Source organism: Pseudomonas sp. TMW 2.1634, from assembly GCF_001703595.1.
Lineage (GTDB): Bacteria > Pseudomonadota > Gammaproteobacteria > Pseudomonadales > Pseudomonadaceae > Aquipseudomonas > Aquipseudomonas fragi.
The window spans coordinates 3395086-3421307 of sequence record NZ_CP016849.1; the positions used below are offsets into that span (position 1 = coordinate 3395086).

Annotated in this window: 23 protein-coding genes; 6 read left to right on the forward strand and 17 right to left on the reverse strand. The window is 61.4% G+C overall.

The genetic code is table 11. The features are described 5' to 3' along the window. Positions 1–20 precede the first annotated feature (20 nt). The 7 genes from hflX to BFC21_RS16115 form a co-directional block, all read right to left on the reverse strand. Positions 21–1322, reverse strand: coding sequence for a ribosome rescue GTPase HflX (gene hflX, locus BFC21_RS16085; protein ID WP_088378350.1), 1302 nt, complete (start codon positions 1320–1322; stop codon positions 21–23). 13 nt (positions 1323–1335) lie between these two features. After that, positions 1336–1596: an RNA chaperone Hfq gene (gene hfq / locus BFC21_RS16090; protein WP_016783304.1), complete on the reverse strand. Its 261-nt coding sequence runs from the start codon at positions 1594–1596 to the stop codon at positions 1336–1338. Between the two features lie 91 nt (positions 1597–1687). Beyond that, complete coding sequence (gene miaA / locus BFC21_RS16095) at positions 1688–2668, reverse strand: tRNA (adenosine(37)-N6)-dimethylallyltransferase MiaA (protein ID WP_088378351.1); 981 nt, start codon at positions 2666–2668, stop codon at positions 1688–1690. Further along, on the reverse strand, positions 2668–4566 hold the full coding sequence (gene mutL / locus BFC21_RS16100; protein ID WP_162939399.1) for a DNA mismatch repair endonuclease MutL: 1899 nt from the start codon (positions 4564–4566) through the stop codon (positions 2668–2670). The genes miaA and mutL overlap by 1 nt, the downstream gene beginning before the upstream one ends. 14 nt (positions 4567–4580) lie before the next feature. Further along, positions 4581–6002, reverse strand: coding sequence for an N-acetylmuramoyl-L-alanine amidase (locus BFC21_RS16105; protein WP_218188535.1), 1422 nt, complete (start codon positions 6000–6002; stop codon positions 4581–4583). A 2-nt stretch (positions 6003–6004) separates the two neighbouring features. Next, positions 6005–6475 (reverse strand): tRNA (adenosine(37)-N6)-threonylcarbamoyltransferase complex ATPase subunit type 1 TsaE, encoded by a 471-nt coding sequence (gene tsaE / locus BFC21_RS16110; protein WP_016783300.1) that lies wholly within the window; start codon positions 6473–6475, stop codon positions 6005–6007. Further along, the gene (locus tag BFC21_RS16115; protein ID WP_088378352.1) at positions 6463–7323 is read right to left on the reverse strand and encodes an NAD(P)H-hydrate dehydratase; all 861 of its coding nucleotides are present in this window, start codon (positions 7321–7323) and stop codon (positions 6463–6465) included. The genes tsaE and BFC21_RS16115 overlap by 13 nt, the downstream gene beginning before the upstream one ends. Positions 7324–7385: 62 nt before the next feature. Between BFC21_RS16115 and queG the strand changes: the two genes are divergently transcribed. Further along, complete coding sequence (queG, locus tag BFC21_RS16120) at positions 7386–8453, forward strand: tRNA epoxyqueuosine(34) reductase QueG (RefSeq protein ID WP_120266357.1); 1068 nt, start codon at positions 7386–7388, stop codon at positions 8451–8453. 101 nt (positions 8454–8554) lie between these two features. Here queG and BFC21_RS16125 read toward each other — a convergent pair whose 3' ends face one another. Next, the gene (locus BFC21_RS16125) at positions 8555–9166 is read right to left on the reverse strand and encodes a trimeric intracellular cation channel family protein (RefSeq protein WP_016783297.1); all 612 of its coding nucleotides are present in this window, start codon (positions 9164–9166) and stop codon (positions 8555–8557) included. A gap of 184 nt (positions 9167–9350) precedes the next feature. After that, complete coding sequence (gene orn, locus BFC21_RS16130) at positions 9351–9893, reverse strand: oligoribonuclease (RefSeq protein WP_016783296.1); 543 nt, start codon at positions 9891–9893, stop codon at positions 9351–9353. Between the two features lie 106 nt (positions 9894–9999). Between orn and rsgA the strand changes: the two genes are divergently transcribed. Continuing rightward, on the forward strand, positions 10000–11031 hold the full coding sequence (gene rsgA, locus BFC21_RS16135) for a small ribosomal subunit biogenesis GTPase RsgA (protein ID WP_016783295.1): 1032 nt from the start codon (positions 10000–10002) through the stop codon (positions 11029–11031). Positions 11032–11138: 107 nt separating this feature from the next. Here rsgA and motB read toward each other — a convergent pair whose 3' ends face one another. Beyond that, on the reverse strand, positions 11139–12119 hold the full coding sequence (gene motB / locus BFC21_RS16140; protein ID WP_120266358.1) for a flagellar motor protein MotB: 981 nt from the start codon (positions 12117–12119) through the stop codon (positions 11139–11141). Positions 12120–12122: 3 nt separating this feature from the next. Then, entirely contained in the window at positions 12123–12974 is an 852-nt protein-coding gene (motA, locus tag BFC21_RS16145; RefSeq protein ID WP_016783293.1) for a flagellar motor stator protein MotA, read from the reverse strand. Between the two features lie 152 nt (positions 12975–13126). Here motA and BFC21_RS16150 point away from each other — a divergent pair, with 152 nt between their 5' ends. From BFC21_RS16150 to asd, 3 genes are read left to right on the forward strand one after another with little or no spacing between them, the layout of a single operon-like run. Next, positions 13127–14665 carry an HDOD domain-containing protein gene (locus BFC21_RS16150; RefSeq protein WP_088378356.1) on the forward strand — a complete coding sequence of 513 codons (1539 nt, stop codon included), beginning with the start codon at positions 13127–13129 and terminating at the stop codon, positions 14663–14665. Positions 14666–14703: 38 nt separating this feature from the next. After that, positions 14704–15531 carry a rhodanese-like domain-containing protein gene (locus BFC21_RS16155; RefSeq protein WP_088378357.1) on the forward strand — a complete coding sequence of 276 codons (828 nt, stop codon included), beginning with the start codon at positions 14704–14706 and terminating at the stop codon, positions 15529–15531. 9 nt (positions 15532–15540) lie between these two features. After that, the gene (gene asd, locus BFC21_RS16160; RefSeq protein ID WP_088378358.1) at positions 15541–16407 is read left to right on the forward strand and encodes an archaetidylserine decarboxylase; all 867 of its coding nucleotides are present in this window, start codon (positions 15541–15543) and stop codon (positions 16405–16407) included. Positions 16408–16523: 116 nt separating this feature from the next. Here the strand turns inward: asd and serB are convergent, their stop codons facing one another. Continuing rightward, entirely contained in the window at positions 16524–17738 is a 1215-nt protein-coding gene (serB, locus tag BFC21_RS16165; protein ID WP_088378359.1) for a phosphoserine phosphatase SerB, read from the reverse strand. Positions 17739–17870: 132 nt separating this feature from the next. On the opposite strand from serB, the gene BFC21_RS16170 reads away from it, so the two are divergent. Continuing rightward, positions 17871–19418 (forward strand): AhpA/YtjB family protein, encoded by a 1548-nt coding sequence (locus tag BFC21_RS16170; protein ID WP_088378360.1) that lies wholly within the window; start codon positions 17871–17873, stop codon positions 19416–19418. Between the two features lie 222 nt (positions 19419–19640). On the opposite strand, the gene BFC21_RS16175 is transcribed toward BFC21_RS16170, so the two are convergent. From BFC21_RS16175 to parE, 5 genes are all read right to left on the reverse strand, one after another. Continuing rightward, positions 19641–20345 (reverse strand): membrane integrity-associated transporter subunit PqiC, encoded by a 705-nt coding sequence (locus BFC21_RS16175; RefSeq protein ID WP_029611705.1) that lies wholly within the window; start codon positions 20343–20345, stop codon positions 19641–19643. A 179-nt stretch (positions 20346–20524) separates the two neighbouring features. Beyond that, on the reverse strand, positions 20525–22789 hold the full coding sequence (gene parC, locus BFC21_RS16180) for a DNA topoisomerase IV subunit A (protein ID WP_083369659.1): 2265 nt from the start codon (positions 22787–22789) through the stop codon (positions 20525–20527). 11 nt (positions 22790–22800) lie between these two features. Beyond that, on the reverse strand, positions 22801–23322 hold the full coding sequence (locus BFC21_RS16185) for a TIGR02281 family clan AA aspartic protease (RefSeq protein WP_088378361.1): 522 nt from the start codon (positions 23320–23322) through the stop codon (positions 22801–22803). Next, the gene (locus BFC21_RS16190; protein ID WP_095004285.1) at positions 23319–24299 is read right to left on the reverse strand and encodes an esterase-like activity of phytase family protein; all 981 of its coding nucleotides are present in this window, start codon (positions 24297–24299) and stop codon (positions 23319–23321) included. The genes BFC21_RS16185 and BFC21_RS16190 overlap by 4 nt, the downstream gene beginning before the upstream one ends. Beyond that, positions 24299–26203 (reverse strand): DNA topoisomerase IV subunit B, encoded by a 1905-nt coding sequence (gene parE, locus BFC21_RS16195; RefSeq protein ID WP_088378363.1) that lies wholly within the window; start codon positions 26201–26203, stop codon positions 24299–24301. Before parE ends, BFC21_RS16190 begins: the two co-directional genes overlap by 1 nt. Positions 26204–26222 lie beyond the last annotated feature (19 nt).

Genomic DNA, 26222 nt, shown 5'->3' on the forward strand with positions numbered 1-26222 from the left:
ACGGCCGCTTTGCGAGGCTTTTATTGCAAAGTGTGTTCTTCGATGAATTCCAGCGGCTGCATCCCTTCGCGGCTGACCAAGCGATTGAGCTCGGATCGCGGCAGGCGTACGTCCAGCAGACTGGAGCCCTCATCGTCATGCTCTTCTTTCTGCACAACTCCCAGTTCGAAGAACTGTGCACGCAGTCGAGCAAAACGTTGCGGCAAGCGCAAGGTGCCCACGAACAAATCATTGCCCAGCAACTCGGCGATGGCCTGCTCAAGCAACTCCAGCCCTTGACCATCACGGGCCGACAACCAGACCCGCTGCGGCTTGCCATCGGCATCACGCTGGATCTGCGGCTCGACACCTTCAAGCAAATCGATTTTGTTGTAGACCTCGAGAATCGGCAAGTCCTGCGCACCGATTTCACCCAGCACCACCATCACCTGCTCGATCTGCGCAATGCGCTCAGGCTCGTGCGCATCGATCACATGCAGCAGCAGATCGGAATTGCTCGACTCTTCGAGCGTAGACCGGAATGCTTCAACTAGCTTGTGCGGAAGATGACGAATAAAGCCCACGGTATCGGCCAGCACGATTGGCCCCAGGTCGCCCAGATCGAGGCGGCGCAAGGTCGGGTCGAGCGTAGCGAACAACTGGTCGGCGGCAAACACGTCTGAGCCGGTGACCTTGTTGAACAACGTGGATTTACCGGCGTTGGTATAGCCCACCAGCGACACTGTAGGAATATCGGCGCGTTGGCGCCCTCTACGGGACTGCTCGCGTTGACTGCGGACTTTTTTCAGGCGGGATTTGATCTGGCTGATGCGCACACGCAACAGACGGCGGTCGGTTTCGAGCTGGGTTTCACCCGGCCCGCGCATGCCAATGCCGCCACCTTGACGCTCAAGGTGAGTCCAGCCGCGTACAAGGCGCGTGCTCATGTGGTCAAGCTGGGCCAGTTCGACCTGCAGCTTACCTTCATGGGTACGGGCGCGTTGAGCGAAGATATCGAGAATCAGCCCGGTACGGTCAAGCACGCGACACTCGAAAACACGTTCGAGGTTACGTTCCTGACTGGGCGTGAGTACGTGATTGAAAATCACGATGTCAACCTTCTCGGCCTTGACCAGGTCGCGCAACTCCTCGACCTTGCCACTGCCAATCAGGTATTTGGCCGATGGCCGATGACGCGGCACGTTAAAAAACGCGACGGTATCGGCGCCAGCCGACACAGCTAACTCCTGGAACTCCTGCGGATCTTCGCGCGCCTCAGGGTCCTGTCCTTCCAAGTGAACGAGGATCGCTCGTTCACCACCACCGTGGCGCTCAAAGAACAAAGGATGCTCCTATTTAGGCGTTACCTGGTTCAGCGTCTGCCAGATCCGATTCGGTTGCGCTAGGCAGACGAATTGGACGTACTGGTACGACTGTCGAAATTGCGTGTTTGTAAACCATTTGGCTGACGGTGTTCTTCAGCAGGATCACGAACTGGTCGAAAGACTCGATGGTCCCCTGCAGCTTGATCCCGTTGACCAGATAGATGGAAACGCCAACCTTCTCTTTACGCAAAGTATTCAAGTAAGGGTCTTGTAGCGAATGCCCTTTTGACATATGCCGCACTCCTGTAAGGATAAAAAAATAGAATCAAAAATTAGATGACCGCTGTCGCCACATCCATAGGATAGACGGCATTTGCCAAGACTCAGCTCAATATGGAGACCGATTCCAGGTATTTCAAGGCTCGTGGCAGATTGTCGCAGTCCAGGCTGTCAAGCCAATGCAAATCATTCCAGCTGCGCAACCAGGTGAACTGACGCTTGGCCAACTGGCGCGTGGCGATGATGCCGCGCTCCTGCATTTCGGCCGCTGTCAGCTTGCCGTCGAGGTAGTCCCAGACTTGGCGGTAACCCACAGCACGTATAGACGGCAGCCCTGCATGCAGGTCACTTCTATTGCGCAGGTTTATGACCTCGTCGATGAACCCCTGTTCCAGCATCTGCCCGAATCTTAGTGCAATTCGCTCATGCAGCACCTGACGGTTCGCCGGAGCGATGGCCAGATGCGCGACAGTATAGGGCAATTGGCTGTGGCCAGAAGCCGCTGCTTTAGTCGTTTGTTCAGATTGTTTTTGCCGATGGGCCGTCACGCTCAGGCCGCTGACCCGATAAACCTCCAGCGCCCGGGTCAGACGCTGCGGATCATTGGGGTGAATGCGGGCCGCGGACTCCGGGTCGATGGCCGCCAACTGGTCGTGCAAGGCTTGCCAGCCAAGGCGTTGCGCCTCTTCTTCAAGCTCGGCACGCACTTGGGGATCGGCCGGCGGCATGTCGGCAAGGCCATCAATCAGCGCCTTGTAATAGAGCATGGTGCCACCCACCAGCAGCGGGATATTGCCCCGCGCGGTGATCTCGGCCATCGCCTTGAGGGCATCACGGCGAAAATCCGCCGCCGAATAGCTCTCGGCGGGGTCGAGAATATCGATCAACTGGTGCGGGTGAGCCGCCAGGATGTCTTTCGACGGCTTGGCAGTACCGATGTCCATGCCGCGATAGACCAGCGCCGAATCGACACTGATCAGCTCGCATGGCAGCACCTTGCTCAGCTCGATGGCCAGGTCGGTCTTGCCGGCAGCTGTCGGCCCCATCAGGAAAATGGCCGGGGGTAGAGCGTTGGAACCTGTCATCAGCGACCGCGCAAAAAGAGTTTGTCCAAGTCGTCCAGGCCCATTTGGGTCCAGGTGGGACGACCATGATTGCACTGACCGCTGCGCTCGGTGTTTTCCATGTCACGCAACAGGCCGTTCATTTCCGGGATCGCCAAGCGGCGATTGGCCCGGATCGCCCCGTGGCAGGCCATCGTGCCGAGCAGCTCATTGAGGTGCGCCTGAATCCGGTCACTGGTGCCGTATTCCATCAAATCAGCCAGCACGTCATGCACCAGGCGCTGCGCCTCAGCCTGCTTGAGCAAGGCCGGGATCTGGCGGATGGCCAGGGTTTCCGGGCCAAGGCGTTGCAGCTCAAAGCCCAGGCGCTGGAACCATTCGGCGTGCTCTTCGGCGCAATCGGCCTCACGCTGGCTGACCGCAATCGACTCTGGCACCAACAGTGGCTGGCCGCTCAGGCCTTCGCTGGCCATGGCGATCTTCAGGCGCTCGTACATGATCCGCTCATGGGCCGCGTGCATGTCCACCAGCACCAGCCCCTGGGCGTTTTCCGCGAGGATATAAATGCCCTTGAGTTGCGCCAGGGCAAAGCCCAGCGGCGGGATATCGCCCTGCCCGTCCGGCAACGGCGCAGCGTTGGCTTCGGGCAGTGGTGCAAAGAACTCACGATAGGCGTTGCGCGCTTCTTCGGCGGGCACTGCCGGTGCGGAAGACTGCGGGCGGTACTGATACTGATAGCCCGCACCGGCCCCCGAACCTGCCACATGAGGCGTCGGCGCAGATTGCGGTTGCTCCAGCACATTGGCCGCCAGGCGCATTTCACCCTGCGGGCCGAATTCACCGGCATCCAGCCCCGTCGGGCGCTCGGCCCCGGGTACCGGCGCAGGGGCGGCCAGTTGATCTTCCGGGCGAACGTCACCCAGGGCACGGTGCAAGGTGCCATAGAGGAAGTCATGCACCATGCGCCCGTCACGGAAGCGCACTTCGTGCTTGGTCGGGTGCACATTGACGTCGACCACCGAGGGGTCGACTTCGAAAAACAGCACAAAGGTCGGATGCCGACCGTTGAACAGCACGTCACGATAGGCCTGGCGCACCGCATGGGCCACCAGTTTGTCGCGTACTGCGCGGCCATTTACATAGAAGTACTGCAGGTCAGCCTGGCTGCGCGAGAAGGTCGGCAACCCGACCCAGCCCCACAGGTGCAAGCCATTGCGCTCGACCTCGATGGGCATTGCCTGTTCCAGGAACGCCGAGCCGCACACCGCCGCCACACGCCGGGCACGGGCAGTGTCGTCGCGGGCTTCGTGCAGGTTAAGGATGGACTTGCCGTTGTGGCGCAGATTGAACGCCACATCAAAGCGGGCCAGCGCCAGGCGCTTGATCACTTCTTGCAGGTGGTCGAACTCGGTTTTTTCGGTCTTGAGAAACTTGCGCCGCGCCGGGGTGTTGAAAAACAGGTCGCGCACTTCAACCGAGGTACCCACCGGGTGGGCCGCCGGTTGCACCCGCGGGGCCATGTCGCGGCCTTCGGTTTCAACCTGCCAGGCCTGATCGGCGCCACGGGTGCGCGAGGTCAGGGTCAGGCGGGCCACGGAGCTGATGGAAGCCAGTGCCTCACCGCGAAAGCCCAGACTCATCACCCGCTCAAGGTCTTCAAGGTCACGAATCTTGCTGGTGGCGTGACGGGCCAGGGCCAGCGGCAAGTCGTCGCTGGAAATACCGCTGCCGTCGTCGCGCACCCGCAGCAGTTTGATCCCGGCCTGCTCTACGTCCACGTCGATCCGTTTGGCACCCGAGTCGAGGCTGTTTTCCAGCAGTTCCTTGATCACCGACGCCGGGCGCTCAACCACCTCACCTGCCGCAATCTGGTTGGCCAGGCGCGGGCTAAGCAGTTCGATCCGCGCACTGCTGCTCAATACATCGTCACTCATTATTGAGCCGCCAGGGCAGTAGCCGGGATATTCAGGTTTTGCCCGATTTTCAGCTCATCGCTTTTCAGGCTGTTGTTCGCCCGCAGCGCCGCCACGCCCACTTGATAGCGCACGGCAATCATCGCCAGGGTTTCGCCGGGGCGAACCGTGTGTTCACGGGCGCCCTGGGCAATCTTGCCGGTGTCACGCAACCAGGCGATATAAGTGCCCGGCGGTGGATTTTGCTGGAAGAACTGGCGTACGCCGCTGCTGATCGAGCGGGCCAGCGCTTGCTGGTGGCTGCTGGACGCAAGCTTGGAGGCTTCGTTGGAGTTCGAGATAAACCCGGTTTCGACGAGGATCGACGGAATGTCCGGCGATTTGAGCACCATAAACCCGGCCTGCTCCACGCGTTGCTTGTGCAGCGGGGTGACCCGACCGATGTTGCTCAGTACTTTTTGCCCGACATTGAGGCTGGAAGTCAGCGACGCGGTCATCGACAGGTCGAGCAACACGCCCGCCAGCATGCGGTCCTTGTCATCGAGGCTGACGTTGCCGGCACCACCGATCAGGTCGGAACGGTTTTCACTGTCGGCCAGCCAGCGCGCCGTCTCGGACGTCGCACCGCGCTCGGACAGGGCAAACACCGAGGCACCAAAGGCAGCCTTGGACGGTGCAGCATCGGCGTGAATAGACACAAACAGGTCGGCGCCCTTTTTGCGGGCGATTTCGGTACGGCCACGCAGCGGGATAAAGTAGTCGCCAGTACGCGTCAGCTCGGCCCTGAAGCCTTTCATGCCGTTGATCTGGCGTTGCAGCTCCTTGGCAATGGCCAATACCACGTCTTTTTCACGCTGGCCTGCAGAGCCTGAAGCACCCGGGTCTTCACCGCCGTGGCCGGCATCGATCACCACCACCACGCTGCGCTTGCCACTCGGGATCGGTGGCAGTTTCACGTCAGGCTGGGCTGGTGTCACCGGTACCACTGGCACCGTTGCCACATTGGTGGCCGGCAGGCTTGGCGCCAGATCGGCGCCCTGGTCATAGAGGTCGACCACCAGGCGGTTGCCGTACTGGGCATTGGGCGCCAGCACGAAGCTTTTCGGGGTGACGGCCTTTTTCAGGTCGATCACCACGCGCAAGTCTGTGGGGGTACGCTGCGCCGAGCGCATGCTGGTGATTGGCGTATTGGCGGTTTGCACATTTAATGGCCCGGCCAGGGTCGCGCCATTGATATCAATCACCAGCCGGTCAGGTGCGGTCAGCGTAAACACGCTGTGCTGCACCGGGCCGGTCAGGTCAAACACCAGCCGTGTGTTGTCCGGCGCCCGCCACAGACGCACGCTCTTGACCTGGGTTGCGGCCACAGCATTGATAGCCATGACACTGAGCAACACACCCACCACACTTACTAACGCGCGAAAGCGCATACCAAACCCCATCATTATTTGTATTCCGGCGCCAATGCGGCACACCAAGACTCGCCACGAGAACCTTGGGGCGTCAGCGTCAGCAAACGCCCGGTGTTATGCGGCCTAATGGTAATGGTCAGGTCAGGCTTTGGCAAAAAGCCTGCACCTTTATCGGGCCACTCGATCAAGCATAGGGCGTCTTCGTCGAAATAATCGCGAATCCCCATATATTCCAGCTCTTCGGGGTCAACCAGCCGGTACAGGTCGAAGTGAAAGGCCCGAATATCGCCAATCTCGTAGGGTTCAACCAATGTGAAGGTCGGGCTTTTGACCGAGCCTGTATGGCCAAGGCCGCGAATCAGGCCGCGGGACAGGGTGGTTTTGCCCATGCCCAGGTCGCCGTCCAGAAAGATCAGGCCGTGACCTTGGGTGACAGTGGCCAGACGTGCGCCAAATGCGGTCATGGCCTCTTCGTCGGCCAGTTGCAGTGTTATTTCGTGCACGGTGCGTGTTCCTCCAACAACTGACGAATGGCTGGAATCAAATCACTGGCCGCCAGCCCACGGCCCAATTGTCCTTGTTGTTCGCCGGCGCGGGCATGCAGCCACACCGCCAGGCACGCCGCATCAAAGGCGCTCATGCCCTGAGCCAGCAACGCGCCAATCACGCCTGCCAGCACATCCCCCAGACCGGCCGTGGCCATTGCCGGGTGACCGTGAGTGCAGATGGCCAACGAGCCATCCAGCCCTGCGATCAGCGTACCCGCCCCTTTAAGGACGCACACCACTGAGTATTTTTTAACCAGCGCCCTGGCCGCAGCCGGGCGATTGGCCTGCACTTGCGCAGTCGTAATGCCCAATAACCGCGCAGCTTCCCCCGGATGCGGGGTGATCACCGAGCCTGTCGCCAGCGCGATGACTGCGTTGGACAACAGATTCAGCGCATCGGCGTCCCATACCTGCGGGATTTTTGCCTGGGCCGCCGCCGACAACAGGCTGCGCCCCCAGGGCGCCTGCCCCAAACCCGGGCCGACCACCACCACCGACGCCTGCGCCAGCACGCCCATCAACTGATTGGCCGACGACACACCCAGGGTCATCACCTCGGGCACCCGCATCAGGGCGGCGGGCACATGCTCGGGGCGCGTGGCCAGTGAAACCAGGCCCGCGCCGCAGCGCAGTGCCGCCTGAGCGCTCAGGGTAATCGAACCGCCAAAACCGCGGTCGCCACCCACCAGCAGCACATGGCCAAACTGGCCTTTATGGGCAGCCGGGTCACGCGCGGGCAGTCGCGCCAGGTGGTCTGCGCGAAGGGCCTGGGGTTCGGTTAACAGGTGTTTGGTCTGCGGCATGCGTCTTGGGCTCCGATGTCTGGCAGAATTATACGCATCTCAGCTCCGGTTTCTCTTGTCCCATGCCTGCTATTACTGCCGACCTCCCCGCTCTCGCCCAGTCCATCAAGGAATGGGGCCGCGAGCTGGGCTTTCAACAAGTCGCCATCGCCGGCCTTGACCTGGGAGAACACGAACACCATCTGCAACGCTGGCTCGATGCTGGCTATCACGGCGACATGGACTACATGGCCGCCCACGGCAGCAAACGCTCGCACCCTGACGAACTGGTACCGGGCACCTTGCGCGTGGTTTCGCTGCGCATGGACTACCTGCCCGGCGACACCCACATGGCGCAATTGCTGGCCCAACCGGAAAAAGCCTATGTGTCGCGCTATGCCCTGGGCCGTGATTACCACAAGCTGATCCGCAAGCGCGTGCAGCAACTGGCCGACCGCATTCAGGCGGACATCGGCCCGTTTGGCTTTCGCGCCTTTGTCGACAGCGCCCCGGTACTGGAAAAGGCCATCGCCCAGCAGGCCGGCCTGGGCTGGATCGGCAAAAACACCCTGGTGCTCAATCGCAAGGCGGGCAGCTACTTTTTCCTGAGCGAGCTGTTTGTCGACTTGCCGCTACCGGTTGACGCCCCCCACGAAACTGAACACTGCGGACGCTGCACAGCCTGCCTGGACATCTGCCCCACCAATGCCTTTGTCGGGCCTTATGTGCTGGATGCGCGCAAATGCATCTCGTACCTGACCATCGAGCTGAAAACCGCGATTCCCGAAGAACTGCGCTCGATGATCGGCAACCGGGTGTTCGGCTGTGATGACTGCCAGATCGTCTGCCCGTGGAACCGCTTTGCCCGCACCACCGCCGAAGGTGACTTCAAGCCACGGCACAACCTGGACAACGCGGGTCTGGCCGAGCTGTTTATGTGGGATGAAGACAAGTTTTTGAGCAGCACCGAAGGTTCGCCGCTACGCCGGGCGGGGTATGAGCGCTGGTTGCGCAACCTGGCCGTGGGCCTGGGCAATGCGCCGTCGACGATCCCGGTGCTCGAAGCACTGAATGCGCGGCGCGATTACCCGTCTGAACTGGTACGCGAGCATGTGGAGTGGGCGCTGGCACAACACGCCAAGCGGGCCTGAGCGAAACCCTGTGGGAGCGGGCTTGCTCGCGAGGCGACCAACCCGGCTCACCTGACTCACCGCAGCGACCCAATTGCGAGCAAGCCCGCTCCCGCAGTTACTTAATGTTCGTCGTTATAAACGAACTTGGGCATTTCCCAGTTAAAGCGGATCGCCAGCAAACGCAGCAGCAGCCCGCCGAACAAGGTGACGAAAATCGCCTGTTCGTTGGGCATCTCCATATAAGTACACAGCAAGAAACACCACGCCGCAGCAAACGACACGCTGGCATACAGCTCGCGACGGAAGATCAGCGGGATGTCGTTGCAGAAGATGTCGCGCAGGATGCCGCCAAACACCCCGGTAATCACCCCGCTCACCGAAGCCACCAGCATGCCCTGGCCCATTTCCAGGGCGGTCATGCAACCGATCAGGGTAAATGCCACCAGCCCCAGGGCATCGAGCACCAGAAACAGCGAGCGCAGATGGCGCATCAAGGGCGCGATAAAGATCGTCACCAGCGCGGCAAACGTGGTCAGCACCAGGTATTCCGGGTGCTTGACCCAGGTCAGCGGGTAATGCCCCAGCAGCACGTCGCGCACTGAGCCACCGCCTAGCGCAGTGACGCAGGCGATCAGCACCACCCCGAACCAGTCCATGCCCCGACGCCCGGCAGACAGCGCGCCGGTCATGGCTTCGGCAGTAATGGCAACTAAGTAAAGCATCAGCAACATGGCAGCGATCCTTGCAAGAAGGCGCGCAGTCTACTCTCAGTTGGCATTGGCACCAAAAGGGGGCGGCAAATACAGCTCTTTGTGGGAGCGGGCTTGCTCGCGATGGCTTCGCTGCGGTTGGGCAGATGTACCGAGTCGTTTGCATCGCGAGCAAGCCCGCTCCTACAGGGGAATCAAGGGCAGCTTAGAATTTGATGAAATGCTTGCGATAGTGCTGCAGCTCGGCAATCGACTCGCGAATGTCGTCCAGTGCCAGGTGCGTGCCCTTTTTCACCAGGCTGTCGCGTACTTCAGGCGCCCAGCGTGCTACCAGCTCCTTGAGTGTCGACACATCCAGGTTGCGGTAATGGAAGTAGCTTTCCAGGGCCTTCATGTGGGTGTACAGGAAACGACGATCCTGGCAGATGCTGTTGCCGCAGATCGGCGATTTGCCTTTGGGTACCCACTGCTCCAGAAACGCGAGGGTCTGCGCCTCGGCTTCGGCCATCGTGGTGGTGCTGTCCTTGACCCGCTGGGTCAGCCCGCTGCCGCCGTGGGTGCGGGTGTTCCACTCGTCCATGCGCGCCAGCACGGCATCGCTGTGGTGGATGGCGATCACCGGGCCTTCAGCCAGGGTGTTGAGGTTGCTGTCGGTGACGATGGTGGCCATTTCGATAATGACGTCGTTGTCAGGGTCCAGACCGGTCATTTCCAGGTCGATCCAGATCAGGTTCTGCGCGTTTTGCATAATGGCCTCCAGTGCTTAGGTGCGCAGTTTAGCTTAGGCACGCAGCCCTCGTGCTAAACTCCCCGGCGTTTTACCCTTCTTATCGTTTTATCAACACGGAACACCCATGGCCAAACGCCAGCTCAACCGTCGTCAGAATTGGCGCATCGAAAAGATCCAGGGCGAGCGCGCTGCCCGCGCCGCCAAACGCGAATCCAGTGCCGTCGAAGCGCTTGAAGGCGGCGATTTAGGCCCCGAGCAACTCGGCCTGGTGATCGCGCACTTTGGTGTGCAGGTCGAAGTCGAAGCCCAGGAAGGTGAGCTCAAAGGCCAGATGTTCCGTTGCCACCTGCGCGCCAACCTGCCCGCGCTGGTAACCGGTGACACCGTGGTGTGGCGTGCCGGCAACCAGGGCATCGGCGTGATCGTCGCCCAGTTGCCGCGCAAGACCGAGCTGTGCCGCCCCGACAGCCGTGGCCAGCTCAAGCCGGTTGCCGCCAACGTCGACATGATCGTGATTGTGTTCGCGCCCATGCCCGAGCCGCACGCCAACCTGATCGACCGTTATCTGGTGGCCGCCGAGCACGCCGGGATTCGCCCGCTGCTGCTGCTCAACAAGGCTGACCTGATCGACGAGCAAAACGCACCGGCGCTGAATGCGTTGCTGGGGGTTTATCGTCAACTGGGTTATCCGGTGCTGGAAGTGTCGGCGCATCACGGCGATGGCATGCAGCAGTTGCAGGCGCAACTGGACAGTCATATCAGTGTGTTTGTGGGTCAGTCCGGCGTGGGCAAGTCGTCCCTGGTCAACAGCCTGCTGCCTGAGGTCAACCTGCGGGTCGGGCCGTTGTCCGAGATTTCCGGCCAGGGCACGCACACCACGACCACGGCGCGCCTGTTCCACTTCCCGGGCGGCGGCGATCTGATCGACTCCCCGGGGATTCGTGAGTTCGGCCTGGGCCACGTCAGCCGCGCTGATGTCGAGGCGGGCTTTATCGAGTTCAACGACTTGATTGGCCGTTGCCGCTTCCGCGACTGCAAACACGACCGCGAGCCGGGCTGTGCATTGCTGATGGCCCTGGAAGATGGCCGCGTGCAGCAACAGCGCATGAACAGCTATCGTTCGATCATTGCCAGCCTGCCTGAAAGCAGCTACTAAAGCCCGGATCGGCTTCTGTGGGAGCGGGCTTGCCCGCGATGCAAACGACGCGACTGTTCAGTAGAACCGCGCCGAAGCTATCGCGAGCAAGCCCGCTCCCACAGTGTTTATGGCGCCTTATCTTCAAACAGATTCAGCTTCTGGCGCTCTTCATGCATCGGCAGTGGCTGTTTGTCGGCTGGCAACTGGATCGGGTCGACCGGCGCCTTGGGCAATTCCTGCGGTTTGACCACCTCCGCCCCCTGCTCACCTTCAATCGCCTGCTGGGCCTTTTTGGTCAGCACCACAATGTCGATGCGACGGTTAACCGGGTTGTAAGGGTTGGCCTTGTCGAACAGCACTGAAGACGCATACCCCACCACCCGCGCAATCTGCCCATCGGGGTAGCTGCCTGCCACCAGCGCGCGACGCGCCGCATTGGCACGGTTGGCCGACAACTCCCAGTTGCCATAATCACCGCCGCCCGCGTAAGGCATGGCATCGGTGTGGCCGCTGATGCTGACCTTGTTCGGCACCGCCTTGATGGTGTCCGCCATCGCCAGCAAGATATCTTCGAAGTACGGCTTGAGCCGCGCACTGCCCACATCGAACATCGGCCGGTTTTCGGCATCCATGATCTGAATACGCAGGCCGTCCGGGGTGATTTCAAACAGCAACTGGTCCTTGAACTTGCGCAGCTGCGGGTTTTCTTCAACCTTGTTCTGCAACTCTTGCAGCAACAGTTCGAGACGCTCTTTCTCGACCTGCTCGGCCATGCTTTCAACCTGCTCGGCATCGACCTTGATCTTGTCGGGCTGGGGCTGCAGTTTTTCTTCGGGGTTAAGGGTGTTTTCCGGCGCCAGCGCGGGGGTGCCGCCCAGGTCGATAACGTAGGGTGTACCGCTTTCGCTGAAACCGATCGGGTCCTTGAAATAACCGCCAATGGCGATCTTTTGCTCGGGCGTGGCGGCTGTCATCAGCCACATCACCAGAAAGAACGCCATCATCGCCGTGGCGAAGTCGGCAAAGGCGATTTTCCAGGCGCCACCGTGATGGCCTGCGGCGTAGCGCTTTACGCGCTTGATGATGATGGGCTGGTTGTTTTCCATAAATCAGCGACCGCGAACCACTTGTTCCAGCTCGGAAAAACTGGGCCGGTGCTTGGGGTACAGCACCTTGCGACCGAACTCGACTGCCAGCGACGGCGGCATGCCCGAGGCCGAAGCCACCAGTGAGGCCTTGATCGCTTCGTACACGTTGAGTTCTTCCTTGGCATCGTGAGCCAAAGACGTTGCCAAAGGCCCAAAGAAACCATAAGCAGCCAGAATACCGAAGAAGGTACCTACCAGCGCGGCACCAACGTGCATGCCGATGGCCGCCTGGTCGCCTTCGCCCAGCGAAGCCATAGTCACCACAATACCCAGTACCGCGGCCACGATACCGAAGCCCGGCATGCCGTCGGCAATCCCGGTAACGGCGTGGGAAGGATGCTCCAGCTCTTCCTTGAGGTTGTACAGCTCCATGTCGAACAGCCCCTCAAGCTCGTGGGGGGCCATGTTGCCCGATGACATGATGCGCAGGTAATCGCAGATAAACGCCGTCATGCGTTCATCTTTAAGCACGGTGGGGTATTTGGCGAAGATCGGGCTGGCGGCCGCGTCTTCAATGTCGCTCTCGATGGCCATCATGCCTTCGCGACGACTCTTGTTAAGAATCTCGTAAACCAGGCCCAGCACTTCCAGATAAAAAGCGTGGGAAAAACGCGAACCGAACATGCCCAGTGATTTTTTGATCACGTGCATGGTCATGTAACCGGGGTTGGCCTGCAGGAATGCACCAAAGGCCGCGCCGCCAATGATCAAGACCTCGAACGGCTGGATCAGTGCACCGATCTTGCCGTGGGAAAGCACGTATCCGCCGAGCACACTCGCGAACACGACGATGATGCCGATAATTTTAGCCATAGATATAAAAGTACTTCTTGGGTCGGTTCAAGGTCATATTCCAGCGTAGCTAAAACTCTTCTTCTCCTTATCGGCGAATCTGCGCCAGACTATAGCCGGTAGAGCCGAAAAGCCATTCGACCCCCACATTGGATGATCATCGCGTCCCCATTATGGCCAACGAAACCAGCGCACCGACATCAACACCCACCACCCTGGATGCCTGGGTGACCCACCTGGACGCAGTCGACCTGCCGATCCCGCAAGCCAGCCATGCGCGGGTCTTCAAGACAATCAATGACAGTCGCCGTTCGTTGCGCGAAATTGCCGAAGTCATGCAGGACAGCCCGGCGCTGGCGCTGAGGCTGATCCGCGAGGCCAACCAGCAAGCGCAAAGCAGCTTGAGCGAACCTGCCGAAAGCCTTGAAGTGGCCATCAACCGCTTGGGCCTAAAGCGCACCCAGGCGTTGCTCGAACGCGTGCCCGCCCTGGCGCTCGAAGATATCCCGCTGGCCTACCGGCAAATCCAGCTGATCAGCCAACACGCGGCGCAACAGGCCATAGGCTTGTTCGGCAACCGCCTAGCGCGGCTCTGGCAGGAAATCTACTGGGGCAGTTTGCTGTTTCTGTCGCCGCTGTGGGCCCTGGCGCTCACCCACCCACAGCTGCTCGAAGCCTGGGAACGGCGGGTGGTCGAGCACAATGAATGCGCCAAAAAGGTCGAGCTGCAGCTGTTTGGCGTACCGCTGTTTGATATCTGCCGTACCCTGGCCGAGCTGTGGCGCCTGCCCGCCTGGGTGATGCACGGCTACACCGTGATCACCGAAGAGCGCCGCACCCTGGTCAACGTGCTGCATATCGCCCGCGACAGCCATCACCCGCTGCGCCAGCAACAACACCTGGACGCCGACCCGGCGCTGCGGCGCTGGCTCAATCAGCCCGCCAACAGCGTATTGCTGGCCAACTGCCTTGCACTGTCGGCCCAGCAGGCCTGGGACACCCCGCACAACCTGCGCTGGCAGTACGTCACCAGCCTGTACCTGCAAATGCCACTGGACGAAGTCCAGCAGCAGGCGCATCAACAGGCCGCAAGCAGCGCGCGCTATCACTCCACCCCCGACCTTTGGCACCCGGCCCAGGCATTGCTCTGGCCGTGGGATGCGCGCCGCAGCGGGCACAGTTCGCTGGCTGCCCCGCCGCCCTCGGCCGAATCACTGGTTGCCTGGCGCAGGCATTGCGGGCAACTGCTGGCACAACCCAGCGCATTCACCAACCCCATGCACCTGACCACCTGTGCCCGCGACGCCTTGGTGGCCTGCGGCATGCGCCGGGTCATGCTGCTGATGGCTGACAAAACCTCGACCAGCCTGAGCGTTAACCAGATTGCCGGGCTGGCAAAAACGGCCTTCGACCTGAATGTGAACATCAGCGACAGCACCGCACTGCAACGCTTGATGACACAACCTGCGCAAGTGCGCCTGACGCCCGAAAACAACGCGGTGATCTCCGCCGTCTTGCCCTACGCCCTGCGCAGCCTGTTCCCCGGCGAGCATCTGCTGCTACGCTCGCTGAGCAATAACGGCCGCGTGGTCATGCTGATCCTCGCGGACCAGGGCGGCGGACCGTTTTCCGAAACCAGCGTGCAGGCATTTGGCAAAACCGCCCAATGCATCGAGAAAGCCCTGAATAGCTTTAGTAGTCGCGGGCGCTAGCGCTACAATCCCCCCCTTTTTTGCTCTGGAGGCTTCACATGCCTGGCTTCTCTGGCTTGCCGTTAGTGATTGAACCGCGCGACCTGCTTGCCCGGCTCGACGCTCCCGAACTGATCCTGGTCGACCTGACCAGCGTTGCGCGTTACGAAGCCGGGCATATTCCGGGGGCTCGCTTCGTCGACCCGAAACGTACGCAACTGGGCTTGCCACCGGCGCCCGGCCTGCTGCCGACGCAGGCGGCGCTGGAAGCGCTGTTCAGCGAGCTTGGCCACAGCCCAGACGCGGTCTATGTGGTGTATGACGACGAAGGCGGCGGTTGGGCCGGGCGGTTTATCTGGTTGCTGGATGTCATCGGCCACAAGGCTTATCACTATCTGGATGGCGGCATTCACAGCTGGATTGCTGAAGGTCTGGCCCTGAGCCATTACCTTCCGGACGCAGCCACGGCTCCGGTTTCGCTGACCCTGCATGACGAACCCACCGCAACCCGCGAATACCTGCAAAGCCGACTGGGCGCTGCTGACCTGGCGATCTGGGATGCGCGCAGCGAAGCCGAATACACCGGTGAAAAAGTGCTGGCAGCCAAGGGCGGGCACATCCCCGGGGCGAAGCATCTGGAATGGACCGCCGGCATGGATAAAACCCGCAGCCTGCGTATTCGCACAGACATGGCGCAGGTCCTCAAGGACCTGGGCATCACGCCAGACAAAGAAGTGATTACCCACTGCCAGACCCACCACCGTTCTGGCTTTACTTATCTCGTTGCCAAAGCGCTCGGCTATCCGCGCGTCAAAGGCTACGCCGGCTCCTGGGGCGAATGGGGCAACCACCCCGACACCCCCGTCGAGCTACCTGTAAAAAATTAAGGACCTTGAATGAAAAAGCGTTTGTTTCTCCTCAGTCAGTACCTGCTGCCGCATCACCTGCTGTCACGCCTGGCCGGCTGCATTGCCGAATGCCGCGTGCGCTGGTTCAAGAATGCGTTCACCAGCTGGTTCGCCAAGCGTTATCAGGTGGACATGTCCCAGGCCCTGGTTGAAGACGTCACCGCCTACGAGCACTTCAACGCCTTCTTCACCCGTGCCCTGAAAGACGGCGCGCGCCCGCTGGATCAAACCCCGGGTGCGGTGTTGAGCCCTGCCGATGGCGCTGTCAGCCAATTGGGGCCGATCGAGCACGGTCGTGTATTCCAGGCCAAAGGCCACAGCTACAGCGTGCTGGAACTGGTCGGTGGCGACCCGGCCGTTGCGGCGCAGTTCATGGGCGGCGAGTTCGCCACCATTTACCTGTCGCCCAAGGACTACCACCGCGTACACATGCCACTGGCCGGCACCCTGCGCGAGATGATCTACGTGCCGGGCCGCCTGTTCTCGGTCAACCAGACCACCGCCGAAAACGTGCCGGAACTGTTCGCCCGCAACGAGCGCGCCGTGTGCATTTTTGACACCGAGCGCGGCCCGATGGCCGTGGTATTGGTCGGCGCCATGATCGTGGCATCGATTGAAACCGTGTTTGCCGGCCTGGTCACCCCGCCGAAACGCGAGCTGAAAACCTTCCGTTACGACGAAGCTGCCCGTGCGCCGATCCACCTGGAGAAAGGTGCCGAGCTGGGTCGCTTCAAACTGGGTTCGACGGCAATCGTGCTGTTTGGCGCGGATCAGGTGAAATGGGCCGAAGGCCTGGCGGCAGGAACGCCGGTGATGATGGGTCAGAAAATGGGTGTACCGGCGCACGCCGAATAACCCGACCCCCTGTGGGAGCGGGCTTGCCCGCGATTGCATCACCTCGGTGAATCAGATGCACCGAGGTGTCAGCATCGCGAGCAAGCCCGCTCCCACAGGTCATTTACAGGGCTGTTTTAGCCCTGGCTGTTACGGTCACGCTGGCCCAGCAGGTACAGCACGCCATCCAGACCCAGGGTCGAAATCGCGTGTTTGGCCGACTTCTTCACCAGCGGCTTGGCACGGAATGCCACACCCAGCCCGGCAATCGCCAGCATCGGCAAGTCGTTGGCGCCATCACCGACCGCGATGGTCTGCTCCAGGCTCAAGCCTTCCTTTTGCGCCAGTTCGCGCAGCAAGTCCGCCTTGCGCTGTGCATCCACAATCGGCTCGACTGCAACGCCGGTCACCTTGCCGTCCACCACTTCCAGCTCATTGGCGAACACATAGTCGATGCCCAGCTTGGCCTGCACCTGCTTGGCGAAGTAGGTGAAACCGCCGGACAGGATGGCCGTCTTGTAGCCCAGCCGCTTAAGTTCGGCGAACAACACCTCGGCGCCCTCGGTCAGGCGCAGTGAAGCACCGATGGCATCCAGCACGCCCACGTCCAGCCCTTTGAGCAGCGCCATGCGCTCCTTGAAACTGGCCTTGAAGTCCAGCTCACCGGCCATCGCGCGCTCGGTGATGGCCGCTACCTGCTCACCCACGCCGGCGGCCTTGGCCAACTCGTCGATCACTTCGGCTTCAATCAGTGTCGAGTCCATGTCGAACACCGCCAGGCGGCGGTTGCGACGGAACAGGGTGTCTTCCTGCAGGGCGATATCCACACCCAGCTCCTGGGCCAGGTTGAAGAACTCGGCACGCAGGGCGTCAATGTCCGCAGGCTCGCCGCATACACGCAGCTCGATGCAGCTTTTGCTCGCTTCGGTCGGGGCATCCAGCGGTACACGGCCGGACAGGCGATCGGTCTGCTCGATGTTCAAACCGTGCTGGCTGATCACCGAGGTCACGCGCTGCAGCTCATGGGCCGTGACCTGGCGGCTCATCAGCGTCACCACATGACGGGTCTGGCTTTGCTCGTTGACCCAGCGCTGGTAATGCTCTTCGCTGATCGGGTCGAAACGCAGTTGCAGGCCTTCCTGGGCGATCAGGGGTTGCAGGTCCTTGAGCACTGCCGAGACTTGCTCGGCGTGTGGAATTTCCACCAGAAAACCCAACGACAAAACGCCGTGGATGGCGGCCTGACCGATGTCGAGAATATTCACACCATTGCTGGCCAGTACACCGGTAATGGCCGCAGTGAGACCTGGACGGTCCTCACCGGTGATGTTTATCAGGACGATTTCGCGCAAGGCACACCCCCATTCGCTAAAAAAAACGCATTCTACCCACTTTCAGTGACCATCGGGCACCGCCAAGGCTTTGCCGCCCTCAGGCCGCTCGCTATACTGCGCACCAACTTAACGGACTAAGAGCCGCGCTCAGTGAACCGGCCATCGCCTGTCAAAACCGATAATTTCTTCCTGCTGATCTTCCGGGCCCTGCGCGATCGCCGCGTTCCGCTTGCTCTGCGTATCGCCAGCCATAACGTGATTCTGGTCGCCCTGGCGCTGGTCATCTATGCCGTGGTCATGGGCCTGCAATTCAAGCAGGCCATGCACGAGCAGGCCGACGCCCTGGGCCAGAGCCTGACCACGCAAACCGCCACTTCGGCGACCGAGCTGCTGGTGTCCAACGATATCCTCAGCCTCAACGTGCTGCTCAACAACCTGACCAAAAACCCGCTGGTAGCCCACGCAGCTATCTATAGCGTGGATAACCGCATCCTCGCCGAAGCCGGGCAACGCCCCAAAAACGGCCTGCTGGGCGAAACCCAGGGGTTGTACCAGACCAAGATCACCTTTCAGGATGTGACCGCCGGGCACCTGCGCATCAGCCTGGACATGAACCAGTTCGAACAGCCGATGACCATCAGCCTGCAGAGCATGGGCATTCTGGCGGCCATCCTGCTGGCCCTGGCATTGGCCCTGAGCTTGCGCCTGGGCCGTCATATCACCACGCCCCTGCTGCAACTGCGGGTCTGGTTGCGCGAACCCGATCCTTATACCCCGGCCATTCAGCGCCAGGACGAGATCGGTGATCTGGCCCGCCAGCTTCACTCGCGCCTTGCCCCACCGGCACCAGAGCCAGAACCCGAGCCAGAACCGGAAGAAGACTACGACGACAGCGACTACGAAGACGCTGAAGACAACGAGCCGACGTTCGAAGTACGCAACCTGAGCGACCCGTCGTTCGACCAGACCCCGGCTGTACCTGCACCCAAAGCGGTGCCGCGCCAGGTGATCAGCACCGCTGAAGACGACAACGACGACGAAGACCCGTTTGCCGACTTGCGCGATACCGGCACGAGTGCCGCCCCGGCTGCACTGGTCAAGCCGAAACCGGTTAGCCCGGCTACGCCTCAGCCCTGCGCCGTACTGGCCGTGCAACTTGGCGCGCAAGAACAACTGCGCCGCCTGCCCCGCGCCCGCCTGATGGAACTGCTGGAGCGCTACCGCGACTGCCTGAACCAGGCGGCCTCGCTGTACCAGAGCGAACTGCACACGCTCAACGATGGCAGTACGCTGATGCTGTTCCACAGTGAAGACAGCGGCGACGACTACCTGACCAACGCCATTTGCTGCGGCGAGCTGCTGCGGGCCTTGGGCCATGCCTTGCAGATCGAAGTGGCAGACAGCGGCATCACCCTGCAATTGCAGCTGGGCCTGGTGCTGGGCGAGGGTTTGAGCGGCATCAGCCAGATCGATCTGCTGTTGACTGAAACGGCTCAGGACGCCCTGGCACTGTCGCAGCACAGCCGCAATCTGCTGCTGGTGGAACGCAAGATCAGCGATGACCCGCTGATCCGCCAGCGTGCCCGCATCCGCCCGATTGCCAGCCCTGAAGGCGCCTGCTGTGTCGAGCGCCTGATGGAGCCTTACCCTTCGATGCTGGAGCGCCAGCTGGCGCGCATGCATGAGAGTCGTGGGTAAGGTCAAAAGCTGAAAGCCCCTCACCCCAACCCTCTCCCGGAGGGAGAGGGAGCTAACCGTGTTATTTTCGAATTCACTGCCAATCTGTCAAATTGCATTAAAGCTCAAGCATCCCCCGATCAGTCCCCTCTCCCTCCGGGAGAGGGCTAGGGTGAGGGGCTTTTTGCCCCTCCATAAAAAATCCCGCACAAGTGCGGGATTTTTTTGTTTCTGGCCACAGCCTCAGAAGCGGAACACTTCCATATCCGTGCGTATCGGCGAAGCCATCGGGATACGAGGTTTATCCGCACCCTGCTTGGGCGCCGCCTTGGTCGGCGCCTTGGGCGCTTCCACCAACGGTGGCTGATTGGCCAGCGGCTTGAGTGCCACCGCCAATTGTTCACTCAGTTGCTGCAACAGCTTGCCCTGGGCCTTGACCTGATCCGCCGTGCTGCCCGCGTGCGGCTGCTCCAGGTGGACGATGCGGTTGTCACGCACTTGCCCGCGACGGTCAATCAAGCGCCATTGTGCGTCCAGCACAGCTGGCAGGTCCTTGCCCGAGTCCAGGCGAGTGATCGACAACAGCACCTGCACATCCGGGCTGAAGCCCGCAGGTGCGGGGGCCTGGACCACACGCTGGCTATCGAGGCGCCACGCCAGTTGGCGCACCAGCAACTGATCGATGTCGGCCGACAGGCTGCCAGCCCATCGTCCATCGGTGGCAGCACTCAGGCTGCCATCAGGCTGGCGCTGCAGCAGGGTTTCACGTTGCAGGTAGTCGGCCACGCTGATCGGGCCAAGAACCACAGCCATGCCGGCGCTTTGCGCGGGCTGGCCGGGGGTGCCGCTGTCCAGCTGGTACAGGGCCGCCGGCTGGTGCGTGCTGCACCCCGCCAAGCCCAGTACACCGGTCAGCAACGCAATTAAAGGAAGGCGTAGAACGTTCATCATTCCATCCAGGTGGCCGCCATGTGGCGAGCCGCAGTGTAATTCTCGAAAGGCTCGCAACGCACATTGCCCTAGGCCGTGCCGCAAACGCGGCATATCATCCGCGAATATCGGGCCTGACTCCAGCGCTGTCGCGCCGATCTGCGCGTAAAAACGCAGATCGGGCACGCTAAACAGGCTTAATTGAGCGTTTCTACCAGCAAAGCGTCTACACGCTGGAAACCACGGGGCAGTTTGTTGCCACGCCGGCCACGCTCACCCTTGTAGTGCTCCAGGTCGTCTGCCTTGAGCGTCAAGGTACGCTTGCCCGCCTGCAATACCAATGCGGCATTGTCTGGAAGCACCGCGATATCGGTGACGTATTCCTCGCGACTGGCCACGCGATCGCCGGGAATGCCGATGATCTTGTTGCCCTTGCCCTTGCCCAGTTGCGGCAAGTCGCTGACCTTGAAAATCAGCAGGCGACCCTCGGTCGTCACCGCGGCCAGCCAGTTGTGCTCGCGATCGGCCACCGGCCGTGGCTGCATCACCTGCGCGCCTTTAGGCAGGCTGAGCAACGCTTTACCCGCCTTGTTCTTGGCCTGCAGGTCTTCACCCTTGACCACAAAACCATAACCGGCATCGGAGGCGATCACGTACAACGCGTCATCTTCCGGCAACAGCACGCACTCGAACGTCGCGCCCGGCGGCGGTGTCAGACGACCGGTCAGCGGTTCGCCCTGGCCACGGGCCGACGGCAAGGTGTGCGCGGCCACCGAGTAGCTGCGCCCTGTAGAGTCGATAAACACCGCAAACTGGTTGGAACGCCCCGCCGCAGCGGTCTTGTAGCCGTCCCCCGCTTTATAGGACAGACCGGTCGCGTCAAGGTCGTGACCTTTACCGCAACGCACCCAACCTTTTTCAGACAGAACAACCGTAACCGCTTCAGTCGGCACCAGCTCGTTTTCCGACAGGGCCTTGGCTTCTGCGCGCGCGACGATTGGCGAACGACGGTCATCGCCGTAGGTTTTGGCGTCTTCCAGCAATTCAGTGCGCACCAGCTTTTTCAGCTTGGCTTCGCTGCCCAGCAGGGTTTGCAGCTTGGCTTGTTCTTTACGCAGCGCATCCTGCTCGTCGCGCAGCTTCATCTCTTCCAGACGGGCCAATTGGCGCAGGCGCGTATCAAGGATGTAGTCGGCCTGGGTTTCACTCAGGGCAAAACGCGCAATCAGCTCGGCCTTGGGGTGTTCCTCGGTGCGGATGATGTGGATCACTTCATCGAGGTTCAGGTAAGCGGTGAGCAAACCGTCCAACAGGTGCAGGCGGCGCTCGACTTTATCGAGGCGGAACTGCAGGCGGCGGCGCACGGTGTTGACGCGGAACTCCAGCCATTCCACCAGCAATGCACGCAAGTTTTTCAGCTGCGGCTTGCCGTCCAGGCCGATGATATTGATGTTGACCCGGAACGTGGATTCCAGCTCGGTAACGGCGAACAGGTGCTGCATCAGTTCGTCGAGGTCGACCTTGTTGTTGCGCGGGATGATGACGATACGGCACGGGTTTTCGTGGTCCGATTCGTCGCGCAGGTCGGTGACCATCGCCAATTTGGTCGGCTTGGCCTGCATCAGCGCGGCAATCTGCTCCAGCACCTTGGCACCGGACACCTGATGCGGCAGCGCGGTAACCACGATGTCACCGTCTTCGACGTGGTACACGGCGCGCATGCGCACCGAACCACGGCCGGTCTGGTAGATCTTCAGCAGGTCGGCGCGCGGGGTGATGATCTCGGCTTCGGTCGGATAGTCCGGGCCTTGAATATGCTCACACAGTTGCTCAACCGTGGCCTTGGGCTCGTCGAGCAAACGCACGCAGGCCGCCGCCACTTCACGCAGGTTGTGCGGTGGCACGTCGGTGGCCATGCCCACAGCGATGCCGGTGGTGCCATTGAGCAGGATATTGGGTAAACGTGCCGGCAACACCGCCGGTTCGTCGAGGGTGCCGTCGAAGTTTGGCACCCAGTCCGCCGTGCCCTGGCCCAGTTCGCTGAGCAGCACTTCGGAGTAACGCGACAAACGCGCCTCGGTGTAACGCATGGCCGCGAACGACTTGGGATCGTCCGGCGCACCCCAGTTGCCCTGGCCGTCGACCAGGGTGTAGCGGTAGCTGAACGGCTGCGCCATCAGCACCATTGCCTCATAGCACGCCGAGTCGCCGTGGGGGTGGAACTTGCCGAGTACGTCACCGACGGTACGCGCCGACTTCTTGTGCTTGGAGTCTGCGTCCAGGCCCAACTCGCTCATGGCGTAGACAATACGCCGTTGTACAGGCTTGAGGCCGTCGCCGATATGCGGCAAGGCCCGGTCCATGATGACGTACATGGAGTAGTTGAGGTAGGCCTGTTCGGTGAAGTCGGCCAGTGACCGGCGTTCTACGCCGTCCAGGCTGAGATCAAGGGAGTCGCTCATGCGGACCTCATTCAGTTCGTTGTCTGGCGCAGCAGCATGGTGCCGCCGCGCTGGGTAAATTCAAGTTTGTTCAGTGCACTCATGCCCAGCAGCACTTGCTCGCCTTCTAGCCCCGGGGCCGCCACTGCACGCACGTCGCGCAATACAATGGCCCCCAGTTGCAGGCGGTCGATGCGGGTCTGGTAACCCTGGGCGCGGCCGTTGGCGGTGTTCAGCGTCACCGGGACGCCTTTGGGCAGGGCCAGTTGCCTGGCCAGGTCCATCGGCACCGCCACATCGGTGGCACCGGTATCGAGTAAAAATTCCACCGGCACGTTGTTGATCCGGCCACTGGCGACGAAATGGCCCTGGGCGTTGCCGAGCAGTTTGACTTCGATATAGCCCTCGCCTTGCTGCGAGGTGACTTCAGTATTGGGGTTTTGCTGGCGCTGCTCCCAACGCCCGAAAAATTGCGTGGCCAGGTACAGGCCCGCGCACCAGGCCACGATCATGAAGACGCGCCCCACGCCTTTACCCGGTGCTTGCTGGCTCATGGCTTGGCACTCCAGCCACCTTGCGGGGCAGCAAAACGCCAGACAATAGGGCGTTTTTCGCCATCGGCGCGGGCATGGTTACCATTGTCGACGCCAACCCAGGCGCCCTTGGCATCCAGGCTCAGGGCCTCGCTGTTGCCATAGCCGGTGTTGTAGCGCCGAGCATCGGTCAGGGCGTCATTGGCAAATGACCAGCAACGTTCGATGGCGCCCGTGTCCGGGGTGCGCCGGCAAATGCGATAGGCCATGCGCTCAAGGGTAAACAGCTTGCCCTCGAACAGCGTCAGGTCGGCAAAGTCCTTTTGCTGAGCCTTTGCCTTGAGTTGCGCCGGTGGCTGTTCAAGCCCGCCTTCGCTCATCAGCACGCAGCCGTTTTCGCAGTCCCACACACTCTGTTTTTTGCGGATAGTCAGCAAGCCACGGCGCTCACGCTCGGCCGCCAGCCATATCTGATTGCCCTGCGGGTTGACCGCAATACCCTCGAACAGCGCATTAAAATGCAGCAACATGCCGCTGGCACGGGCCTGACGCACCAGCGCCGGGTCGATTTTAAGCCATGAAGGCGCGCCCGCCTGGGGGATTTGCAGCACCGCCGCATGGGCCTCACTGACCACGAAACGGTTGCCCGCCTCATCGCAACTGATCCCTTCAAAATCCAGCTCGCCGCCACGCAGCGGGCTGATGGCCTTGCCCATCATGCGCACACCCCACGGCAAGCCGCTTTCCGGCGGCGGTGGCACGTCGATGGCCAAGGCTTCGGCGTGCCACAGTGGCTCGCGGGTATCGAGGCGATAAATCTGATCGTCATCGCGATCAGACACCGCCCACAGCTCACCTGCACACACTGCCAGCCCGGACAGATTGCCGCCGCGCATGCCTTCAACCGGATGCTCTGACTGCAACGCCAGCTCTGGCCAGGTATCGGCCATTACTGGCGCAGCACCCAGGCAGAGCAAGCCCAGCAAGGCACTGCGCATCAGGCCAGCACCTGCGCCAGGTTGCCTTTGGATTCGAGCCAGGACTTGCGGTCACCGGCGCGCTTTTTGGCCAGCAGCATATCCATCATTTCCGAAGTGGCGGCGAAGTCTTCCAAGGTCAATTGCACCAGACGACGGGTGTTGGGATCCATCGTGGTTTCGCGCAACTGCGGCGGGTTCATTTCACCCAGGCCCTTGAATCGCGTGACCTGCGGCTTGCCGCGTTTTTTCTCGGCTACCAGCCGGTCGAGGATGCCGTCGCGCTCGGCTTCGTCCAGGGCATAGAAAATCTCCTTGCCCAGGTCGATGCGGTACAGCGGCGGCATGGCTACATAAACGTGGCCGGCATCCACCAGCGGGCGGAAGTGCTGCACAAACAAGGCGCAGAGCAAGGTTGCGATGTGCAGGCCGTCGGAGTCGGCGTCGGCCAGGATGCAGATCTTGCCGTAGCGCAACTGACTCATGTCGGCCGCGCCCGGATCGACACCGATGGCCACGGCGATGTTGTGCACTTCCTGGCTGGCCAGCACTTCGCTGCCGTCGACTTCCCAGGTGTTGAGGATCTTGCCGCGCAACGGCAGGATCGCCTGGAATTCCTTGTCCCGCGCCTGCTTGGCTGAGCCGCCGGCGGAATCACCTTCCACCAGGAACAGCTCGGAACGCATCGGGTCCTGCCCGGCGCAGTCGGCCAGCTTGCCCGGCAAGGCCGGGCCCTGGGTGATGCGCTTGCGCTCGACCTTTTTACTGGCCTTGAGCCTGCGCCCGGCGTTGTTGATCGCCAGTTCCGCCAGTTGCATGCCCAACTCGGGGTTGGCATTGAGCCACAGGCTGAAGGAGTCCTTGATCACGCCCGAGACAAATGCCGCCGCCTCACGGGATGACAAACGCTCCTTGGTCTGGCCGGAGAACTGGGGTTCCTGCATTTTCATCGACAGCACGAACGCAATGCGCTCCCACACGTCTTCAGGCGCCAGCTTCACGCCGCGCGGCAGCAGGCTGCGGAATTCGCAGAACTCGCGCATGGCATCGAGCAAACCCTGGCGCAGACCGTTGACGTGAGTGCCGCCCTGGGCAGTGGGGATCAGGTTGACGTAGCTTTCCTGAACGCTGTCGCCGCCCTCGGGCAGCCACAGCAAGGCCCAGTCGATGGCTTCCTTGTTACCGGCCAGGCTGCCGCAGAATGGCTCATCGGGCAGGCGTTCAAATTCGCTGACAGCATCGACCAGATACGAACGCAGGCCGTCTTCGTAATGCCACTCGACCTTTTCGTTGGTGTTTTTGTCTTCGAACGTGACCAGCAGCCCCGGGCACAGCACAGCCTTGGCCTTGAGCACGTGCTTAAGGCGGCTGACGGAAAACTTGGGTGAATCGAAGTATTTCGGATCCGGCGCGAAGTACACGCTGGTGCCGGTGTTGCGCTTGCCCACGGTGCCGATGATTTCCAGATCGGTGGCTTTATAGCCATCGGCAAAGGTCATCTGGTACTCGTTGCCGTCACGCTTGACCTTGACCCGTACCAGCGTCGACAGCGCGTTGACCACCGAGATGCCCACGCCATGCAGGCCGCCGGAGAACTGGTAGTTCTTGTTGGAGAACTTGCCGCCGGCGTGGAGCTTGGTGAGGATCAGTTCGACACCCGGCACACCCTCTTCCGGGTGGATGTCCACCGGCATGCCGCGCCCGTCATCGCTGACTTCCAGCGAGTGATCGGCGTGCAGAATGACGTGCACCGACTTGGCGTGGCCGGCCAGGGCCTCGTCGACACTGTTGTCGATGACTTCCTGGGCCAGGTGGTTGGGCCGACTGGTGTCGGTGTACATGCCGGGGCGTTTGCGCACCGGGTCGAGGCCCGAGAGGACTTCGATGGCGTCGGCGTTATAAGAGCTAGCGCTGGGAGTGGCCATAGGGTCTCGTCGTTAGTCG

What these genes read in the sequence shown, in the direction of transcription:
- orn (WP_016783296.1), bottom strand. Translation starts at nt 9,893, where the DNA reads ATGCAAAACGCGCAGAACCTGATCTGGATCGACCTGGAAATGACCGGT.
- parC (WP_083369659.1), bottom strand. Translation starts at nt 22,789, where the DNA reads ATGAGCGACTCCCTTGATCTCAGCCTGGACGGCGTAGAACGCCGGTCA.
- asd (WP_088378358.1), top strand. Translation starts at nt 15,541, where the DNA reads ATGAAAAAGCGTTTGTTTCTCCTCAGTCAGTACCTGCTGCCGCATCAC.
- BFC21_RS16150 (WP_088378356.1), top strand. Translation starts at nt 13,127, where the DNA reads ATGGCCAACGAAACCAGCGCACCGACATCAACACCCACCACCCTGGAT.
- BFC21_RS16125 (WP_016783297.1), bottom strand. Translation starts at nt 9,166, where the DNA reads ATGTTGCTGATGCTTTACTTAGTTGCCATTACTGCCGAAGCCATGACC.
- parE (WP_088378363.1), bottom strand. Translation starts at nt 26,203, where the DNA reads ATGGCCACTCCCAGCGCTAGCTCTTATAACGCCGACGCCATCGAAGTC.
- motA (WP_016783293.1), bottom strand. Translation starts at nt 12,974, where the DNA reads ATGGCTAAAATTATCGGCATCATCGTCGTGTTCGCGAGTGTGCTCGGC.
- motB (WP_120266358.1), bottom strand. Translation starts at nt 12,119, where the DNA reads ATGGAAAACAACCAGCCCATCATCATCAAGCGCGTAAAGCGCTACGCC.
- BFC21_RS16190 (WP_095004285.1), bottom strand. Translation starts at nt 24,299, where the DNA reads ATGCGCAGTGCCTTGCTGGGCTTGCTCTGCCTGGGTGCTGCGCCAGTA.
- hfq (WP_016783304.1), bottom strand. Translation starts at nt 1,596, where the DNA reads ATGTCAAAAGGGCATTCGCTACAAGACCCTTACTTGAATACTTTGCGT.
- BFC21_RS16115 (WP_088378352.1), bottom strand. Translation starts at nt 7,323, where the DNA reads ATGCCGCAGACCAAACACCTGTTAACCGAACCCCAGGCCCTTCGCGCA.
- BFC21_RS16185 (WP_088378361.1), bottom strand. Translation starts at nt 23,322, where the DNA reads ATGAGCCAGCAAGCACCGGGTAAAGGCGTGGGGCGCGTCTTCATGATC.
- BFC21_RS16175 (WP_029611705.1), bottom strand. Translation starts at nt 20,345, where the DNA reads ATGAACGTTCTACGCCTTCCTTTAATTGCGTTGCTGACCGGTGTACTG.
- queG (WP_120266357.1), top strand. Translation starts at nt 7,386, where the DNA reads ATGCCTGCTATTACTGCCGACCTCCCCGCTCTCGCCCAGTCCATCAAG.
- BFC21_RS16105 (WP_218188535.1), bottom strand. Translation starts at nt 6,002, where the DNA reads ATGGGGTTTGGTATGCGCTTTCGCGCGTTAGTAAGTGTGGTGGGTGTG.
- miaA (WP_088378351.1), bottom strand. Translation starts at nt 2,668, where the DNA reads ATGACAGGTTCCAACGCTCTACCCCCGGCCATTTTCCTGATGGGGCCG.
- BFC21_RS16155 (WP_088378357.1), top strand. Translation starts at nt 14,704, where the DNA reads ATGCCTGGCTTCTCTGGCTTGCCGTTAGTGATTGAACCGCGCGACCTG.
- rsgA (WP_016783295.1), top strand. Translation starts at nt 10,000, where the DNA reads ATGGCCAAACGCCAGCTCAACCGTCGTCAGAATTGGCGCATCGAAAAG.